The sequence below is a fragment of the Streptomyces sp. NPDC090088 genome (genome assembly GCF_044747345.1).
Classification (GTDB): Bacteria; Actinomycetota; Actinomycetes; order Streptomycetales; family Streptomycetaceae; genus Streptomyces.
On the sequence record NZ_JBIVDZ010000003.1, the window covers coordinates 1 to 19190 of the forward strand.

The 19190-nt window shown below is 73.3% G+C and carries 11 protein-coding genes; 6 read left to right on the plus strand and 5 right to left on the minus strand.

What is annotated here, in order from left to right:
* Positions 1–396: 396 nt before the first annotated feature.
* Positions 397–945 carry a MarR family transcriptional regulator gene (locus ACIPSJ_RS15960; RefSeq protein WP_359211666.1) on the minus strand — a complete coding sequence of 183 codons (549 nt, stop codon included), beginning with the start codon at positions 943–945 and terminating at the stop codon, positions 397–399.
* Between the two features lie 129 nt (positions 946–1074).
* Between ACIPSJ_RS15960 and ACIPSJ_RS15965 the strand changes: the two genes are divergently transcribed.
* Positions 1075–2358, plus strand: a complete 1284-nt coding sequence (locus ACIPSJ_RS15965) for an MFS transporter (protein WP_359212166.1) — start codon at positions 1075–1077, stop codon at positions 2356–2358.
* Between the two features lie 117 nt (positions 2359–2475).
* Here ACIPSJ_RS15965 and ACIPSJ_RS15970 read toward each other — a convergent pair whose 3' ends face one another.
* Positions 2476–4122: a SpoIIE family protein phosphatase gene (locus ACIPSJ_RS15970; RefSeq protein WP_359211669.1), complete on the minus strand. Its 1647-nt coding sequence runs from the start codon at positions 4120–4122 to the stop codon at positions 2476–2478.
* Positions 4123–4304: 182 nt separating this feature from the next.
* Entirely contained in the window at positions 4305–5684 is a 1380-nt protein-coding gene (locus ACIPSJ_RS15975) for an NAD(P)/FAD-dependent oxidoreductase (RefSeq protein WP_401346288.1), read from the minus strand.
* Between the two features lie 424 nt (positions 5685–6108).
* Here ACIPSJ_RS15975 and ACIPSJ_RS15980 point away from each other — a divergent pair, with 424 nt between their 5' ends.
* Both ACIPSJ_RS15980 and ACIPSJ_RS15985 read left to right on the plus strand, forming a co-directional pair.
* Positions 6109–6882 (plus strand): helix-turn-helix domain-containing protein, encoded by a 774-nt coding sequence (locus ACIPSJ_RS15980; protein ID WP_355728103.1) that lies wholly within the window; start codon positions 6109–6111, stop codon positions 6880–6882.
* A gap of 224 nt (positions 6883–7106) precedes the next feature.
* The gene (locus ACIPSJ_RS15985; RefSeq protein ID WP_401346290.1) at positions 7107–9002 is read left to right on the plus strand and encodes a sigma-70 family RNA polymerase sigma factor; all 1896 of its coding nucleotides are present in this window, start codon (positions 7107–7109) and stop codon (positions 9000–9002) included.
* Here ACIPSJ_RS15985 and ACIPSJ_RS15990 read toward each other — a convergent pair.
* Together ACIPSJ_RS15990 and ACIPSJ_RS15995 are read right to left on the minus strand one after the other, a co-directional pair.
* Positions 8989–12285, minus strand: a complete 3297-nt coding sequence (locus tag ACIPSJ_RS15990) for a BTAD domain-containing putative transcriptional regulator (RefSeq protein ID WP_401346292.1) — start codon at positions 12283–12285, stop codon at positions 8989–8991. The genes ACIPSJ_RS15985 and ACIPSJ_RS15990 overlap by 14 nt on opposite strands.
* 323 nt (positions 12286–12608) lie before the next feature.
* Positions 12609–14687 carry an asparagine synthase-related protein gene (locus ACIPSJ_RS15995; RefSeq protein ID WP_359211681.1) on the minus strand — a complete coding sequence of 693 codons (2079 nt, stop codon included), beginning with the start codon at positions 14685–14687 and terminating at the stop codon, positions 12609–12611.
* A 759-nt stretch (positions 14688–15446) separates the two neighbouring features.
* Between ACIPSJ_RS15995 and ACIPSJ_RS16000 the strand changes: the two genes are divergently transcribed.
* The 3 genes from ACIPSJ_RS16000 (at position 15447) to trmB (ending at position 19180) form a co-directional block, all read left to right on the plus strand.
* A complete protein-coding gene (locus ACIPSJ_RS16000) occupies positions 15447–16871 on the plus strand; it encodes an MFS transporter (protein WP_359211684.1) in 1425 nt (474 codons plus the stop codon).
* Positions 16872–17023: 152 nt separating this feature from the next.
* Positions 17024–18244: an L-2-hydroxyglutarate oxidase gene (gene lhgO / locus ACIPSJ_RS16005; protein ID WP_401347405.1), complete on the plus strand. Its 1221-nt coding sequence runs from the start codon at positions 17024–17026 to the stop codon at positions 18242–18244.
* Between the two features lie 54 nt (positions 18245–18298).
* Positions 18299–19180, plus strand: a complete 882-nt coding sequence (trmB, locus tag ACIPSJ_RS16010; protein ID WP_359211687.1) for a tRNA (guanosine(46)-N7)-methyltransferase TrmB — start codon at positions 18299–18301, stop codon at positions 19178–19180.
* The last annotated feature ends 10 nt before the right edge of the window (positions 19181–19190 follow it).

Consider the following 19190-nt stretch of genomic DNA (forward strand, 5'->3'; position numbering starts at 1 on the left):
TGCGTTTCCGACTCTATCAGACCGTTTTCCGATCCGATTTCCTCGGTGCTTTCCAGGTTTCCGCTCTCGCGTTTCCCTTTCCGGCGGTTCCGACTCTATCAGATCCTTTCGGCGTCTGATTCCCAGTCAGCGGGGGTTGCCTTCCCGGCTGTTGGGCCGTTCCGACGTCTCAAACCTTAGCGGATCCGCTCGGCGATTCCCAATCGGGGCCGCCGATCCCTATTCGAATTGAATTCGGGCACGCCGAAATCAACCCGGTCGGGAGATCGTACTGATGGTTTGAGGTGCCGCTCGGGGCGGCGGAGTTGCTACCGCAGAACCGTTCCGGCTCTGCGGCAACCCGAAGAACTTTACGGATCGGCCAGGGGCGTGTCAAGTACCCCTTGTCAAGATCTTTTAGTCCAGGTCGGTGAGCCGGCCGCCTGCGTCCGGCTGGGCGTGCTCCACGCGGCGCAGCAGGCGGGTGAGGACCTCGCCGAGCACCGAGCGTTCCGCCGGGGTGAGGTCCTGGAGGAGGTCCTCCTCGAAGCCGGAGGCGAGGCGCATGGCCTCCAGCCACTTCTCGCGGCCCTCGGGGGTCAGCTCGACGATCACCCGGACGCGATTGGACTCGTCCCGCTCCCGGGTGACCAGACCCTCGGCGACCATCCGGTCGATGCGGTGGGTCATCGCGGCCGGGGTGAGCCCGAGGCGCTTGGCCAGCTCGCTGGGGCCCATGCGATAGGGGACGCCGGAGAGGACGAGGGCCTTGAGGACCTCCCACTCCGCGCCGCTGATGCCGAGGGCGGAGGTCTGGCGGCCGTAGGCGACGTTCATCCGGCGGTTGAGCCGGGACAGCGCCGAGACGATCTTCTCGACCTGGGGGTCGAGGTCCCGGAACTCACGCTGGTAGGCGGCGATCTGCTCGTCGAGGGTCGGCTCGCCGGCGCCGGTGGTGTCGGCCATGGGCCGAAGTATCGCACGAACGAGCTTGGCGTTGAAGTCCTTCGAGATGTACTCTTTAGCTTCGAACTTTAGGTTCTAAGTCTTCAGACTTCAGCAGTCCGCTGAGTCAACTACCTGAGAGAGGTGAACGTGACCAGGGCGATGGGCGCAGCGATGCGCCGGATCCACGTGGGCAACGCACTCAGTGCATTCGGGCTCGGCTTCACCGTCCCCTACCTGTACGTCTATGTGGCGCAGGTACGGGGACTCGGTGCCATGACGGCGGGGATCGTGCTCGCCGTCTTCGCCGTGGCCGCGCTGATCGTGCTGCCGTTCGCCGGCCGGGCGATCGTGCGGCGCGGCCCGCTCCCGGTCCTGCTCACCGCCCTGGTCCTGGCCGCGACGGGTGCGTTGAGCCTGGGGCTGGCGGGGAGCGCGCCGACCGTGCTGACCGCGGCCGCGCTGCTCGGAGCCGGGCAGGCCGTGATGCAGCCGGCGCTGGCGACGATGATCGTGGACTGCTCGTCGGCGGAGACGCGCTCGCGGGCCTTCGCGACGCAGTTCTTCCTGCAGAACCTCGGGCTGGGTGTCGGTGGCCTCATCGGCGGTCACCTCGTCGACACGACCAGGGTCTCCTCCTTCACGCTCCTCTTCGCGATCGAGGCGGCGATGTTCCTGCTGCTGGCCGTCGTGATGTCGACGGTGCGGATGCCGCAGGCACCGCGGATCGCCGGTGCGCCGTCCGCGTCCACCAAGGGCGGCTGGAAGCAGCTGCTCGGCAACCGCGCGATGGTGCAGCTGTCCGTACTGGGCTTCGTGCTGTTCTTCGCCTGCTACGGGCAGTTCGAGTCCGGGCTGAGCGCGTACGGCGTGGAGGCGGCGGGGATATCGACGTCCGCGCTCGGTACGGCGCTGGCCGCGAACACGCTGATGATCGTGGTCGCCCAGTTCGCCGTGCTGAGGTTCGTCGAGCGCCGGCGGCGGTCCCGGGTGATCGCGGGCGTCGGTCTGATCTGGGCCGTGGCCTGGGTCGTGGCGGGGTACGCGGGGCTGGGGCACGGCAGCCAGGAGATGGCGACGGCCGCCTTCGTCTCGACGTACGCGCTGTTCGGGCTGGGTGAGGCGATGCTGTCGCCGACGGTCGCCCCGCTGGTGGCCGACCTCGCCCCGACGGGCCTGGCCGGGCAGTACAACTCGGCGTTCGCCCTGGTGAAGCAGCTGGCCCTGGCGGTCGGCCCGGCGGTGGGCGGCCCGCTGGCCGCCTCGCTCCCGGCGCCGTACGTGGTGACCTTCCTGCTGTTCTCACTGGGGATCAGCGTGCTGGCGATACGGCTGGGCAAGCGGCTGACCGAGGTGCAGGACCGGCCTTGGCTCGCGTCGAGGAGCGTGGTCGTGGCGCGGGGCGGTGCGACCGCGGAGTCCGTGAGCGCATAAGAGACCCCGTGGACAGCGCCCCTTGCGGGGCGCTGGGGGTACCCCCGGCCGAAGGCTGGGGGAGGAACTGCGCGAGCAACCCCCACGCACCCGCAGCCGCGCGACAACCACACCCCCCTACCCCTTAGGCAGCACGAACTCGCACCACACCGCTTTCCCGCCCCCGGGTGTCCTCCGCGACCCCCACCCGGACGCGATCGTCGCGACGATGGCGATCCCCCGCCCCGACTCGTCCCCCGGTTCCGCGCGCCGCCGCCGCGGCAGGTGGTCGTCGCCGTCCGTGACCTCGATGATCAGTCGGCGGTCGGTGCGGCGGAGCCGCAGCCGCATGGGCGGGATGCCGTGCTGGAGGGAGTTGGCGACCAGTTCGCTGGTGGCGAGGACACCCAGGTCATGGAGGTCGGCAGGGAAGCGCCAGCTGGTGAGGACGCCGGAGGCGAACGCACGGGCGCGGGGTGCCGCCTCGATGCCGCCGAGGAGTTCCAGCGCGGCGTTGCGGAACAGGTCGCCGTCCGGGCCGGTGCGGGCCGGGTGCTGGAGGACCAGGACGGCGACGTCGTCGTAGTGGTCGGCGGTGACGCCGGCCGAGCGGACCAGGCGGTCGCAGACCACCTGGGGGGTGCCGGTGGCTCCGGCCAGCGCGCGTTCCAGCGCGGCGATGCCCTCGTCCAGGTCCTCGTCGCGGCGCTCCACCAGGCCGTCGGTGTAGAGGACGGCCGTGGAGCCGGGGCCGAGCGGTACCGAGCCGGAGGCGTGGATCCAGCCGCCGGTGCCCAGCGGCGGGCCCGTCGGTTCGTCGGCGCGGAGCACCGTGCCGTTCTCGTCGCGGACCAGGATCGGGAGGTGGCCGGCGGAGGCGTACACCAGCCGGCCCTCGTTCGGGTCGTGGACGGCGTACACGCAGGTGGCGATCTGGTTGGGGTCGATCTCGGCGGCGAGGACGTCGAGGAGCTGCAGGACCTCGTGCGGCGGCAGGTCCAGGCGGGCGTAGGCGCGGACCGCGGTGCGGAGCTGGCCCATGACGGCCGCCGCGCGGACGCCGCGGCCCATCACGTCGCCGATGACCAGGGCCGTACGGCCGCCGCCGAGGGTGATGACGTCGTACCAGTCGCCGCCGACCGCGGCCTCGGTGCCGCCGGGCTGGTAGGTGGCGGCGATGCGCAGGTCGTCCGGTTGTTCGAGTTCCTGGGGGAGCAGGCTGCGCTGGAGGGTCACCGCGGTCTCGCGCTGGCGGCGTTCGCTGGCACGGAGGCGTTCGGCGGCTTCGGCGTGGTCGGTGACGTCGGTGGCGAAGAGGAGGACGCCGCCGTCGCGGTCGCCGTTCTCGGCGACGGGGGTGCAGGTGAACGTGTAGGTGCGGCCGTCGAGGGCCTTGCGGGACTTGAGGGTGCGGGGTTTGCCGCTGCGCAGGACCTGGTCGAGGAGGGGGAGCAGACCGAGTTCGGCGAGTTCGGGGAGTGCCTCGCGGGCGAGGGCGCCCGGGGGCCGTACGCCGAAGGCCGTCGTGTAGGCGTCGTTGACGTAGGCGATGCGGTGGTCGAGGCCGTGGACGAGGGCGACCAGGGCCGGGACGCGGTCGAGGACGTCGCGGGCGGGCAGTTCGTCGACGGCGGGAACGCAGGGCGGGCCGTCGGTCAGCTGTTCGGCGCGGGCAGCGGGCACGGAGCCTTCTCCCCGTCGGTCCGGGGGGACCGTGTGCTCGGTCCGCGCTGCGGCGCGGCGCTGCGTTCCGGGGAGCCGGGCGCTCCAGCGCGTGAAGTTCACGAAACCTTGCCTCGTGTCGTCGTCTCCGGCCGGCTACGGGAGCGGCCGGGGGTCCCGGGGGATGTCCCCGGGGCAGTTCTGGGGAGAAGCCTTGTGCTCGGTCGGGGGGCAGTCTGGCAGGGTGGCCGTCGGCGACGACATTCGTCAGACGCCGGGGCGGGCCGTGGAGTTCCTGAGTTCCGTCAGGACGACCCGTTCGAGTCGTCGGAGGGACTGTGAGGAGGCTTTCCACCGGCCGCGAGTTCGAACTCCGCCCGGGGATGTTCGAGTGATCCGAGCGAGACGATCTCCCGTTTGAAGAGCCCGGAGAGGGTCCATTCGGCGAGCACGCGGGCCTTGCGGTTGACGGTGGGCACCCTGCTCAGGTGGTAGACGCGGTGCATGAACCAGGCAGGGTAGCCCTTCAGCCTGCGCCCGTAGATCTGGGCGACGCCTTTGTGCAGGCCGAGGGAGGCGACGGATCCGACGTACTTGTGGGCGTAGGTGTCGAGGGGTTCGCCGCGCAGGGCGTGGGCGATGTTGTCGCCGAGGACCCTGGCCTGACGGACCGCGTGCTGGGCGTTCGGGGCGGTCTCGGCGCCGGGTTCGGGGGCGGTGACGTCGGGAACGGCGGCGGCGTCGCCCGCGGCCCACGCGTGGTCGACGCCGTCGACGGCCAGCTCGGCGGTGCATTTCAGCCGCCCGCGCGGGGTGAGCGGAAGGTCGGTGGCGGCGAGCACGGGGTGCGGTCTGACGCCGGCCGTCCAGACGAGGGTGCGGGTGGGGAAGCGCTGGCCGTCGCTGAGGACGGCGATCCGGTCGGCGCAGGATTCCAGTCGGGTGTCCAGCAGCACCTGGATGTTGCGGCGGCGCAGTTCGGTGACGGTGTAGCGGCCCATCTCGGGGCCGACCTCGGGGAGGATCCGGTCGGTGGCCTCGACCAGGATCCACTTCATGTCCTCGGGCTGGACGTTGTGGTAGTACCGCGCGGTGTAGCGGGCCATGTCCTCGAGTTCGCCGAGGGCTTCCACGCCCGCGTAGCCGCCGCCGACGAAGACGAAGGTGAGGGCCGCGTCGCGGATCGCGGGGTCGCGGGTGGAGGAGGCGATGTCCATCTGCTCGATGACGTGGTTGCGCAGGCCGATGGCCTCCTCGACGGTCTTGAAGCCGATGCCGTGCTCGGCGAGACCGGGGATGGGCAGGGTGCGCGCGATCGAGCCGGGGGCGAGGACCAGTTCGTCGTACTCCAGAAAAGTGGCGCCTTTTCGCTCCTCGGCGGTGGCGAGGGTGCTGACGGCCGCGGTGCGCTTGGCGTGCTCGACGGAGGTCACCTCGCCGATGACGACGTGGCACCGGTCCAGAACGCGCCGCAGGGGTACGACGACGTGACGAGGGGAAATCGAACCCGCGGCCGCTTCGGGAAGGAACGGCTGGTACGTCATATAGGGATCGGGGGTGACGACAGTGATGTCGACCTCACCGCGGCTGAGCTCCCGCTTCAGTTTCCGTTGCAGCCGCAGGGCCGTGTACATCCCGACGTAGCCGCCGCCGACAACGAGAATGCGCGCACGTTCCTTCACCATCCCATGACGCACCCGTGACTGTTGTTTGTCCACAGCCCCGGCAATTTGTGTGACCGGCGATCGACTGTGCGGGTTGTCGGACGCGTGGTCGAGGCCGGAGGAAAGGGGCCAGGTCAGCGGGGGCGGACGTGGGGGCGTGAAAGCAACTAATCGGGACGTAAACGACCCGTACTCCGATCGGGGGGCGCTCCGTGCGGAACGTCCCCCTTCTGAATTGACAGCCTCTCAACTATGTTCGTGTGTCGACGGGGTGTAGGGGATGTGGTCGAACGGTCCGCGACGGGCGGTCCGGCCGGCCCGTGGTCCATGGTTCGGTCATGGACCGGTTGTCGACCGGTCGTCGGTCGGCGCCAGTTCCGCTCGCTCCGGCTATCAGTGCGGGGAGAGTCTCCGGGGGGAGACGTCATTAACCGGGGGAACACAGATGCACATTCAGGACACACATTGGTCATCGGCCTCCGCTCTCGCGGCGGGTGGCGCAACGGTGAGCGCGGCGGCGGGCAACGGGCGCGGTGACGGGCCGCGTACGGCGCCGCTGCGGGTGGACGCACAGCGCAATCTGGAGCACGTGCTGCGTGCGGCGCGCGAGGTCTTCGGCGAGCTGGGGTACGGCGCGCCCATGGAGGACGTGGCGCGGCGGGCGCGGGTCGGGGTCGGCACGGTGTACCGGCGCTTCCCGAGCAAGGACGTGCTGGTGCGGCGGATAGCCGAGGAGGAGACCTCCCGGCTGACCGACCAGGCGCGGGCCGCGCTCGGGCAGGAGGACGAGCCGTGGTCGGCACTGTCGCGCTTCCTGCGGACGTCGGTGGCGTCGGGGGCCGGGCGGCTGCTGCCGCCGCAGGTGCTCCGCGTCGGCGTGCCGGAGGAGGTCGGCGGAAGCGGTGCCGGGGCCGAGGAGGCCCGGGTGCCGCAGCAGCGGACGCAGCCGGGGGCCGGGGAGTTGCGGCTGGTCCCGGAGGAACGGGAGCCGGTGGCCGGCGCCGAGGACGACGCGGGCGCGGCCGAGCTGCTGGAGGTCGTCGGGCGGCTGGTGGAGCGGGCGCGGGCGGCGGGCGAGTTGCGGCCCGACGTGTCCGTCTCCGACGTGCTGCTGGTGATCGCCACGGCGGCGCCGTCGCTGCCGGACGCGGCACAGCAGGCGGCGGCCTCGTCGCGGTTGCTGGACATCCTGCTGGAGGGGTTGCGTTCGCGCCCCTGATGGTGGGCTGTGTCTGGTCGCGCCCGCGGGGCGGTAGCCGATATGCGGCTACCGCCCCGCGCCCCTGAGGGCGCGCCCCCCTTACGGGTGATTGTCGGATCGGCGTGTTGACAAGTGCGCTCGGACGAGTGGTAGGTCTGGCCCTTCAGGTCCTGAACAAAAGCCAATGTGGCAGTCTGACTCGGTGATTCGGTCGGATTGGGCAGGTATCGGGGGCATCCGCGATGAGCGTTGACGGGTGGGACGGGTCGTCCGTCGGTGACGAGACGGCCTTGCCGCAGGTGCCCAGCCAGGGCGGGCGGGCCCAGGTGCCGCCCGTCGGCGAAGCCCCGGAGGGGAACGTTCCGGCACAGCGGGAAGGGAGTGTGCTGCCGCCGCCCCGGGAGCTGCCGCCCGCCGACAGCCAGTTGATCGAGCGGATGCGGGCCGGCGACGACTCGGCGTACGAGGAGCTGTACCGGCGGCACGCGGACGCGGTGCGGCGCTACGCGCGGACGTGCTGCCGGGACGGGCACACCGCCGACGACCTGACCGCCGAGGTGTTCGCCCGCATGCTGCAGGCGGTGCGCGGCGGGGCCGGGCCCGAGTACGCCGTGCGCGCCTATCTGCTCACCTCGGTGCGGCGGGTCGCCGCGCAGTGGATCAAGTCGGCCCGGCGCGAGCAACTGGTCGACGACTTCGCGCTGTTCGCGGCGCAGGCCTCGCGCGGCTCCGAGGTGTCCGACGACACTGCGTCCATTGGCTCCTTCGGAGCGGGCCTGGACCTCGGCGCCGACGTGCTCGCGATGCACGAGGCCGAGCAGTCGATGGCGATGCAGGCGTTCCGCTCGCTGCCGGAGCGCTGGCAGGCCGTGCTGTGGCACACCGAGGTCGAGGACGAGTCGCCGAGCGAGGTGGCCACCCTCTTCGGGCTGGACGCCAACGGCACCCGGGTCCTCGCCAGCCGGGCCCGCGAGGGGCTGAAGCAGGCCTACCTCCAGGCCCATGTGAGCGCCTCCCTCATCGACGACGAGGAGTGCGCCCGCTACGCCGACCAGCTCGGCGGCTACGCCCGCCGCAAGCTGCGCATCCGCGCGGAGCGGGGGCTGCGCAAGCACCTGGAGGAGTGCGCCAAGTGCCGGCTGGCCGCCGCCCAGATCGAAGAGGTCGCCGCCGGTATCCCGGCCGTCGTACCGGTCGCGGTCATCGGCTGGTTCGGGGTCGCCGGATACGCCAAGGCGCTCGGGATCGTCGCCGGTGGTGCCGGAGTGGGGGCCGCGGGCGCGGCCGCCGCGGCGAGCGGTTCGTCCGGCGGGGCGGGCGGCGGCGCGGGCGGTGCCGCCGCCTCGGAGGGGCTGGGGGCGCCGGTGAAGGCCGGGATCGCCGCCGGAGTGGTGGCGGCGGCGGTCGCCGCGGTGGCCCTCGCCCTGGTGAACGACAGCCACCCGGCCAAGAAGGTCGCCGAGCCCGCCCCGTCCGCACCGGTCGTCCAGCCCGAGACCCCCGCTCCCTCGCCTTCGCAGAAGAAGCCGCGACCGGAGCCGGTCGTGCTCGCCCCCGCGCCGGCCCCGACACCCACCCCGACACCGACGCCAAGACCGAGGCACACGCCGAGCCCGAAGCCGACGCCCACTCCCAGTCCGACCCGCACGCCGTCCCCGAAGCCGACTCCCACCCCGACCCCGACCCCGACCCCGCCGCCGGCCCCGGTCGTCTACGAGTGGAGCGAGCTGGGCTTCGACGTCACCGGTGACGGCACCCGGCCCGAGATGCGGCTCGGGGAGAGCAGCTGGGTCTGGCAGCGGTACGGCGTGACGGTCGCCGACAAGGAGTACGCGCACGGCGTCACCGTGCACGGCCGGTCCTCCGTCACCATCGACCTCAACCGGCAGTGCACCGCCTACGACGCGCTGGCCGGCGTGGACGACATGACGCTCGGCCTCGGCAAGGTCACCTTCGCCGTCTACGCGGACGGGGTGCGGCTGTGGCGGTCCGGGGTGGTCGAGGGCGGACAGGCCGCCGTACCCGTCCATGTGAACCTCGACGGGCGCAGGACCGTGCGCCTGGAGGTCGAACCGCTGGGCCCCTTCGACACGGTGGCGCTCGCCGACTGGGCCGAGTCGAAGTTCACCTGCCGGTAGCCGTACCGCCCGTACCACCCGTGCCGCTGGGAGCCGCCGTCCTGCTCAGTTCGCGCAGGACGTCCTCGGTGGCGAAGGTGGCACCGCGCGAGCGCTCGGCCGTGTACCGCCGCGCGGTCAGCACCGTGCGGGCGGCCCGGTCGACCTCCTCGGCACGGCCGTGCTCCGGCTCGGGACGGGCGCTGCCGTCCCGCCATCGGTCGGCGGCCGCGAACAGCCGTACCGCGCCCGCCAGATCGCCGAGCCGGGCCAGCAGGTCGGCGCCGATGTCGACCAGCGCCGCCGTGATCGTCTCCGCGCATTGGTACTGCACCGCCTCGCGCAGCGCCCCGGCCACGATCGGCAGGGCCCGCGCGGGGCCCTGCTCCATCGCCGTGAGCAGGGCCTCGACGGCGTGGAAGGCCGCCATGAACTGCGGCGGCGCGGGGCCGCCCACCGTCGCCGCGCGGGCGGTCTCGTAGCAGGCGCGCGCCCGGGCCAGGTCGCCGTTGTGCAGGGCGATGTGCGCCCGCAGCACGGCCACGTACGCCTTCGTCTCCGCCACCCCGTACCGGTCGGAGGCCTCGGCGGCCCGGTCCAGGGCGGCTTCGGCGCCCGCCCGGTCGCCGGAGCGGAAGGCGATCTCGGCGAGCCGGGCGAGCAGGAAGGGGCTCTCCGCGTACGCCCCCACCTCGTGGGCGAGGCGCAGTGCCTCCTCGTACTCGCCCGCCGCCTCCGCGAACCTGCCGCGTGCCATGTCCGCCTCGCCGGCCGCGCTGCAGACCTGGGCGCGCATCCAGCGGTCCCCCACCCGGCGGCTGAGGATCCGCAGCTCGGCCAGGTCCTCGTCGACGCCCCGCAGATTGCCGGGTGAGTCGACCAGGACATGGGTGCGGTACATCAGGGTGACGCCGACCTCCCAGTCGCCGCCGTGCGTCCGGCAGTTGGCGACGACGGAGGACAGGTCGGGGCCGACGTTCACCGGGTTGCCCAGGTACCAGGCGGTGAGCGGCCAGATGAGGCCCGGCAGCCGGGCGGCCCGGGGGCCGCCCGGTTCGAAGGAGGCCCGGACGAGCGTGATGTACTCCGGGGCCCGCTCGTCCGTCACCAGTTCCGGGGAGCCGCCGGACTCGGATGTCAGGAACAGGTCGAACAGCCTCAGGTCCATACGCGGCTCGTACAACGGATGCCCGGCCTCGGCCCGTGGCGCGGCCAGCAGGGCGCCCACCAGGTCCGCCGCCTCGGCGGCCGCGCGCAGCTCGTCCGGGCCGGCGTCCTCGGGCAGGGCGTCCCGGGCCGCGCCCAGGCGCAGCACCGCGCGTATCCAGCCCGTCGCCTCCTGGCGGTAGTTGCGCAGCCACCAGAACCAGCCGACGGCGAGGACGATCCGGCCCGCCCCCGCCTCGTCGCCCACGTCCAGCGCACGGGCCAGGGCCGCGCGGATGTTGTCCAGGTCGGTCTCCAGGCGGCGGATCCACGGGAGCTGCTCCGCCGACCGCAGCTTCGGCTCCGCCTCCCCCACCAGCGCGCACACCCACGCGTGGTGCCGCCGCTCGGCCGCGGCGCGCAGCCCGGGCACCTCGGCGGCCCGCTCCACGGCGTACTCGTGGATGGTCTCCAGCATGCGGTAGCGCATATCGCCGGTGCCGTCCGGGGCGGCGACGATCAGGGACTTGTCGACGAGCGCTCCGACGAGGTCGGCGGCCGGGCCGGTGCACACGGCCTCCGCCGCCGCGAGATCCCAGCCGCCGGCGAAGACGGAGACCTCGCGCAGGACCGTCCGCTCCCGCTCGTCGAGCAGGTCCCAGGACCAGTCGACGACCGCGCGCAGGGTCTGCTGGCGGGGCAGGACCGTACGGCTGCCGGCGGTGAGCAGCCGGAAGCGGTCGTCGAGCCGGTCGGCGATCTGCCGGGGTGTCAGCAGCCGCAGCCGGGCCGCCGCGAGCTCGATGGCGAGCGGCAGTCCGTCCAGGCGGCGGCAGATCTCGTCGACCGCCGCCCGGTCGCCGAGCGCGGCGCCGGGGCGGACGGCGGCGGCACGCTCCTCGAAGAGCCGGTGCGCCTGCTCCGGGTCGAGGGGCTCGACCGGACGCACCGACTCGCCGGGGACGCCGAGGGGTTCACGGCTGGTGGCGAGGATCGTGAGCCCCGGGCAGTGGGTCAGCAGCGTCTCGGCGAGGGCGGCCGCCGCTTCGATGACATGTTCGCAGTTGTCAAGGATCAGGAGCTGGCTGCGCGGGGCGCAGTGCTCGACGAGCAGGGCCGTGGGATCTGCCTGCGGGATCGCCAGCTCGTTGGTCAGGAGCACGGTCTCGCGCAGACCGAGGGCGCTGACCACCGCGCCGGGCACCGCCTCCGGGCGGTCGAGCGGGGCGAGCTCGACGAGCCATGCCTGTGGGCGGCCGGCGGCGGCCTCCTCGGCGAGACGGGTCTTTCCGGAGCCGCCCGGTCCGGTGAGGGTGACCAGGCGGGCCCTGTGCAATTCGGAACGAACGGCCTTGAGTTCGGGTTCCCGGCCCACGAAAGAGGTAAGGCGTGGACGGAGGTTGCCGGTGCGGGGCGGCGGGGCGCCGAGCGGGGGCGGTTCCTGCTTGAGCAACGACGCGTGCAGCGCCTGGAGTTCCGGGCCGGGGTCGGTGCCGAGGCCTTCGGCCAGGGTGCGGCGGGCGGTCTCGTACGCGGCGAGGGCGTCCGCCGGGCGGCCGGTGTCACGCAGGGCGCGGATGAGGAGGGCGTGCAGCGGTTCGTCGTACGGGTGGACGGCGGTCAGCCCGGTCAGTTCCGGTACGGCGTCGGAGGCGCGGCCGAGGCGGAGGGCCGCGTCGGCCCTGGCGCGGGTGGCTTCCAGCCGGAGCGCCTGCGGGCGGGCGGCGGCCGCGGCGCGGTCGGGGAGGTCGGCGAAGGCGGGGCCGCGCCACAGGGCGAGGGCCTCGGTGAGCAGGCGGTGGGCCGTCGCCGGGTCGCCGGCGGCGAGGGCGGCCGTGCCGTCGCCCACCCGCCGGCCGAAGACATGCAGGTCGATGTCGTCCTCGCTCGCCGCCAGGCGGTAGCCGCCGGGGCCGGAGGCGATGGAGTCCTTGCCGAGGGCGCGGCGGAGCCGGCCGACGAGGGCCTGGAGGGCGGCCGGGGCGTCCTGGGGCGGGTGGTCCGTCCAGATCTCCCCGATGAGGGTCTCGGGGGTGAGGGTGCGGGTGGGGTGCAGGGCGAGGACGGTGAGCAGCGCGCGGAGGCGGGGGCCGCCGACGGGTATGGGAGTGCCCTGGTCGTCGATGGCCTGGGTCACGCCCAGGATTCGGTACCGCACCGGGTCATTGTCGCCGGGGCGGGGAGTGGGGGCACGGGGGTTTCGGTGGCGGGGTCGAACGGTTGCCCGGGGTGAGGGCTGGGGCGGGGGGTTTCGCTTACCGGCGCTGGCAGGGTGCCTCCCCCAGCCTTCGGCCGGGGGGACCCCCAGCGCCCACCCGTGCCGCCCTGCGGCACGCCTGCCCGCGGCTGAGTGGCGAGCCACATGACTGGCGCCCGGCTGAGAAACCCAGGGGCGCGGGGAACTGCGCGATCAGCCCCCACCCGCCCGCAGCCGAACGACTGCCGCACCCACCCCAGTCGCCCTCGGCCACCCCCGGAGGGTCACGCCCCCGACGCCAGCGCGCCCCGCATCGGCCGGATCCCCGCAGGGACCGCACGCGCGCGTGCCGGTGTTCCCGTCCAGCAGGTGCCGCGGCGGGAGAGGAGCCGGCGCAGCCACAGTTCGAGGGAGACCAGGTCGGCCAGGCCGTCCAGCGGCAGGGGCTCGCCCGCCGCCGCCGCGCGGAGCGCCTTGCGGACCACGCGTGCCTCCACCAGGCCCGCCTGGGCCAGCAACGGCGTGGAGAAGAGGGCGATCAGGTCGTCGGCGGCCACCCGCAGCCCCGTGCGGGTGGCCGCCGCGGAGGAGGCATGGGAGGGGGCGCCCCAGCCCGGCGGGAGGTCGGTGACACCGGCGCCCTCCAGGACCGTACGGAGGATGGCCGCGCGGGCCCCCGGCTGGACGCGCAGCGCTTCGGGGAGGTCGCGGCAGGCGCGGACCACCTGGTTGTCGAGGAAGGGCGCGTGCAGGCGCTGGGAGCGGATCTCGGCGGCCTGTTCCAGGACGCGGATGTCGGCGGCGTGCCGGGCCAGCACGGCACGCGCGCGGTAGTCTCCGGGGCGCTGTCCGGGGCCGACGCCGGAGCGGTTCGCCGCCCCCTGGAGCAGAACCGATACTTCTGCCAGGGCCTCGCCGGTCAGCCAGCGGGCGGCAGGGCCCGGTCTCGCCCAGGAGAGCGCCGCGAGGGACGCGCCCACGGCGCCTCCGGGGTCGTCGAAGCGGCGCCGCAGCAGGCGCTCGGCGAGGGACTCGACGCCCGCGCGGTACGGCGTGCGCGCCAGGCGCCGCGCCGCGCCGTACACGCGCGCGGGGACCAGCACGGAGCCGTCGGCCTTGGCGAGCGCGGCGACCGGGCGGACGAGGTGGCGGCGCTTGCGGTCCATCAGCAGGTCGGCGAGGCGCGCGGGGTGCGCGTCCAGGACCTGGCGGGCGCCGTAGCCGGTGAAGTGGTCGGCGCTGCCGGCGGCGAGCCGGGCGCGGTGCCTGGCCGCGTGGACGAGGGACGGGCCCGGTTCGTCGGTCAGGGGGCCGTCGAGGTCGGCGTAGGGGAGCATGTCCTCGCCGCCGGTCACCACCACGTGGTGCAGGCGCGGGTTGGCCGCCAGCGTTCCCGCACGCTGGAGTTCCGCCTCGCGGCCGCCCACGGCGAGGTCGTTGAAGGTGACGGCCAGCAGCCGCTCTCCCGCGCCCGTGCCGTGGCCCAGGACCGTGCCCGGCATGCCCGGCAGGCCGGCGGCGAGCAGCGCGAGGGTGCCCGACGCCGGGCCGCCGGAGAGGTCGGCGCCGATGCCGGGGACCGGCATTCCGCGCGCCGCGCGCCGCTCGGCGGGACCCATTCCGGGCACCGGACCGGGATCGATGTCCGGGACGTGCCGGGGCGCCGACAGCCGCGCGCGTACCGCCTCTACGAGCGCGTCCCGTACGGCGTCCACCGCGCGGTCCGGGTCGGCGGAGGGTGCCGCGACCGCGAGCGAGGCGACCTGCTCGTACCCGGCGACCTCGCGCGCCCCGGTGCGCAGGATCAGCGCATGCCCCGGCGGAATGCGCCGCACGCCCTCGTACGGGGTGGAGTCGTGCACCGCGGCCGGCACGTCGGGGGCGGCCAGGAGCGCGGCCAGGTGACCGTAGTCGAGGTTGGCCTCGATGAGGTCGGCGAGCGGCAGCGCGGCCGTGGCGTAGGCCGTACCGCCTGCCCAGGGGCTGTAGAAGACCGGGCGGGCGCCCGCGAGGTCGCCGCAGACGGTGACCCGGCGGCCGACCTGGACGACGGCGGTGTAGCTGCCGGACCAGGCGGTCAGATGGCGGAGTGCGCCCCCGCGCGCCGTGAAGAGGCCGAGGCGCAGCTCCTCGTCGGTGGCGCCGCAGGTGCCGAGGACGGCGATGCGGTTCTGCGCGTCGGCCTTGATGACCCGGACCTCGTCGGGGCGCCAGTCGCCGACCGCCCAGAGCGGATCGGGGTCGCCCCACAGCAGCTGGGAGCCGACGGGGTGGACGGTCTCGCCGTCGTGGCCCATGGCGCCGGCGGAGCCGATCGTGGCGGCACCGGAGGCGGTGCTGCTCCATCCCACCAACCACCGCATCGACGCCTCCACAGGCTGTGGACAACCATGCACGGTACGAACCGGGTCCCCATGCTGCCATGAAGGACGCGCTCCGGAGGGATGGTGGGGCCGCCTTTGATCCCTGGAAGATTTCGGGGAGTTGCCGCAGGACCGGCCCACGCGCGCGTGCCGCGGAAGGGCCGAGGAGGATCCGCGAAGGGGCCGCGGCGGAAGCCGACTGCCGTACGGCGCCCGGCAACTGCGACGCGAATGCGCCCCCTGTACGCTCCCCCAGGACGCCCTTCGCGCCCTCAATTCCCGTGGTAGGAGCGTTGATCGCCCGCAAAAGGTGGGGTCGATTTTCGGCCAAATCGGCGAAGCCTGGACGGCCTTGCGCACGCTCCGTACATGCTTTGCGCATCGCCCGCGCGTGTGTTTGAACGCGCACAGTCCGGGAGGCGGGCATCGCCTCCCGGACCGGTCCGCCACCCGCGGGGATGTAGGTGGCGGTGTCCCCCAGCCCACTGGATCCAGTACAGCGGGCCGACCCACGCACCATCATGGAACCGCTCCCCCGATGGCCGGAGAAGAGCGCACGGACGGGCGCACGGCCACACGGCGGGGGCACGTCGCGACGTGCCGTGCACGGTGCGTATATGGGCCGCACTCGCGTACGGACCACAATCCCGCCATCCGGAACAATGCCCCTTAACGCTTGGGATGCGGCGAACTACGCTGGGTTTACGAATGCCGCGTGGTTATGCCAGCGCGGCAGCCGTCTGTGTCGAGGGGTGGCGCATGTCCAGGGAGCAACGCGGGCCGAACGAAAAGCTCGGCGCCGTTCTCGCCCTCGCGGGAATCAGCAACGCAGGACTCGCGCGACGCGTCAACGATCTTGGCGCTCAACGCGGGTTGACTCTTCGCTACGACAAGACGTCGGTGGCGCGCTGGGTGTCGAAGGGCATGGTGCCGCAGGGCGCCGCGCCCCACCTCATCGCGGCCGCGATCGGCCAGAAGCTGGGCCGCCCGGTGCCGCTCCACGAGATCGGCCTGGCGGACGCGGACCCCGCGCCCGAAGTGGGCCTCGCCTTCCCCAGAGACGTCGGACAGGCGGTGCGGTCGGCGACGGAGCTGTACCGTCTCGACCTCGCCGGCCGCCGGGCCGGTACCGGCGGCATCTGGCAGTCCCTGGCCGGATCGTTCGCAGTAAGCGCATACGCAACGCCCGCCTCGCGCTGGCTGATAACCCCCGCCGACAGCTCGGTCGCACGCGAGGCCAACAGCGCCGAGGGTGCGGGCGCGGCGCTCAAAGTCGGCCACAGCGATGTGCAGAAGCTGCGGGAGGCCGCCGAGGACGCCAGGCGCTGGGACTCCAAGTACGGGGGCGGCGACTGGCGTTCGTCGATGGTGCCGGAGTGCTTACGGGTGGAGGCGGCACCGCTGCTGCTCGGCGCGTACTCCGACGAGGTCGGGCGGGCGCTGTTCGGCGCGAGCGCCGAACTGACCCGGCTGGCCGGCTGGATGGCCTTCGACACCGGGCAGCAGGAGGCCGCGCAGCGGTACTACATCCAGGCGCTGCGGCTCGCCCGCGCGGCGGCCGACGTGCCGCTCGGCGGGTACGTGCTGGCATCGATGTCCCTGCAGGCGACGTACCGCGGGTTCGGCGACGAGGGCGTCGATCTCGCGCAGGCCGCCGTGGAACGCAACCGGGGGCTGGCCACCGCCCGCACCATGAGCTTCTTCCGGCTGGTCGAGGCACGGGCCCACGCGCGTGCGGGCGACGCACAGGCGGCGGGGGCCGCGCTGAAGGCCGCGGAGGGGTGGCTGGAGCGGGCGCGCGAGGGGGACAACGATCCCTCCTGGCTCGGCTTCTACGGCTACGACCGGTTCGCCGCCGACGCCGCGGAGTGCTACCGCGATCTCAAGGCGCCCCGGCAGGTGCGGCGATTCACCGAGCAGGCGCTGTCGAAGCCGACGGAGGAGTTCGTGCGGTCGCACGGGCTGCGGCTGGTCGTCTCGGCCGTCGCGGAGCTGGAGTCGGGGAACCTCGACGCGGCCTGCGAGCAGGGCGTGCGGGCCGTGGAGGTGGCCGGGCGGATATCGTCCGCGCGGACGACGGAGTACGTGAAGGATCTGCTGCACCGGCTGGAGCCGTACGGGGACGAGCCGAGGGTGGTGGAGCTGCGGGAGCGGGCTCGGCCGTTGCTGATGGCGCCGGCGTGAGGGTCGCCCGGTCGTCTGCCGGGTTGCTGTGACATTGCGGGTGCTGGTGTGTGGGGGCTGGTCGCGCAGTTCCCCGCGCCCCTAAAGGGGCGCTTCACAACCGTGCGTTTGAAAGTGATGTCAGTGGCGCAGTGCACTATCGAGCGTGGGAGGTGGTGCAGGTGCGGGCCGGGATTGCTTACGACTGTGACGTGCTCGTCGTCGGGGGTGGGATCGTCGGGCTGTCCACGGCGTACGCGATCAGTCGTGCCGCGCCCGGGACCCGGGTCACCGTGCTGGAGAAGGAGGCCGGGCCGGCCCGGCACCAGACCGGGCGGAACAGCGGGGTCATCCACAGCGGGATCTACTACCGCCCGGGGTCGCTGAAGGCGCGGTACGCCGTCAAGGGCGCCGCCGAGATGGTCAAGTTCTGTGCGGAGTACGGCATCGCGCACGCTGTCACCGGCAAGCTGATCGTCGCCACCGAGCGGGCGGAGCTGCCCCGGCTGCACGCGCTCGTGCAGCGCGGCCGGGAGAACGGGATACCGGTGCGGGAGCTGGGGGGCGCCCAGATCGGGGAGTACGAGCCCGAGGTGCGGGGGCTCGCCGCCATACACGTGGGGACCACCGGGGTCTGCGACTTCGTGGGGGTCGCGCGGCAGCTCGGCGCGGCCTCGGGCGCGGAGCTCCGCTACGGCGCCCGGGTCGAGCGGATCGACCGGCGGCCGGAACTCGGGGTCGCCGTCCGGACGGCCGGCGGCGACGTCGTCCGGGGCCGGGTGCTGGTCAACTGCGCGGGGCTGCACTGCGACGAGGTCGCACGGCTGACCGGCGACGACCCGGAGATGCGGATCGTGCCGTTCCGCGGGGAGTACTACGAGCTGGCGCGGCCGGAGCTGGTCCGCGGGCTGGTGTACCCGGTGCCGGACCCGGCGTTCCCGTTCCTCGGCGTGCATCTCACGCGCGGGATCGACGGAGGCGTCCACATCGGGCCGAACGCGGTGCCGGCGCTGGCCCGCGAGGGCTACGGGTGGGGGGTGGTACGGCCGCGGGAGGTGGCCGGCACGCTGGCCTGGCCGGGCTCCTGGACACTGGCGCGGCGGCACTGGCGGTACGGCGGCGGGGAGCTGCGCCGGTCGGTGTCGAAGCGCGCGTTCGCGACGGCCGTACGACGGCTGCTGCCCGCCGTGGACGACGGGGACCTGATGCGGGCCGCGGCCGGGGTGCGGGCGCAGGCCGTGCTGCGGGACGGGACGCTCGTCGACGACTTCCTGATCAAGGAGGGGGCCCGGGCGGTCCATGTGCTGAACGCGCCCTCGCCCGCGGCGACGGCCTCGCTGCCGATCGGGCGGGAGGTGGCGCGGCGGGCGCTGGAGATGCTGGGTTCGGTGTGAGCCCGCCCAGGAGGCCTTCCGGGGCGCGGCGGGGGCCGTAAAATCGACTTCACTGTGTCTGACTCGCTCAATGCCCCCGAAACCCCTCAGCCCGCCGAGACCGTCCCCGGCGCCGGCTCCCACCACACGCCCGGTGTGTCCGTCCGGCACACCCGGGCCAAGGGGGAGCCGCGCTTTCCCGACGGCCCGCAGGCCGATCCGGCCGGGTCGCACTTCGAGCGGCGGATCCGCAGCTTCCAGCCGCGCCGCAGCCGGGTGACCGCCGGGCAGGCCGACGCGCTGCAGCGGCTGTGGCCCAAGTGGGGGCTGGACATCGACGGGCAGCGGGTCATCGACCTCGCCGAGCTGTTCGGGAACGCCAACCCGGTGGTGCTGGAGATCGGGTTCGGGATGGGCGAGGCGACCGCGCAGATGGCCGCCGAGGACCCGGGCACCGACATCCTCGCCGTGGACGTGCACACGCCCGGGCAGGGCAACCTGCTCAACCTCGCCGACCAGCAGGGGCTGTCGAACGTCCGGGTCGGCAACGGCGACGCGATCATCCTGCTGCGGGAGATGCTCACCCCCGACTCGCTCGACGGGCTGCGCGTGTACTTCCCCGATCCCTGGCCCAAGAAGCGGCACCACAAGCGGCGGCTGATCCAGCCCGAGTTCCTCGACCTGGCCGCGACCCGGCTCAGGCCCGGGGCGGTCGTGCATTGCGCGACGGACTGGGAGCCGTACGCCGAGCAGATGCTCGACGTGCTCACCGCGCACCCGGAGTTCGAGAACACACAGGCCGAGGGCGGTTTCGCGCCACGTCCCGGGCACCGGCCGCTGACCCGTTTCGAGGGTCAGGGACTGGACAAGGGACATGTGGTGAACGATCTGCTCTTCCGTCGCGTACAGCATCGGGTGCGGCAGAGCGAGCAGCACCGACTGGAGTCACCTCGTTAGGGTCGATGCC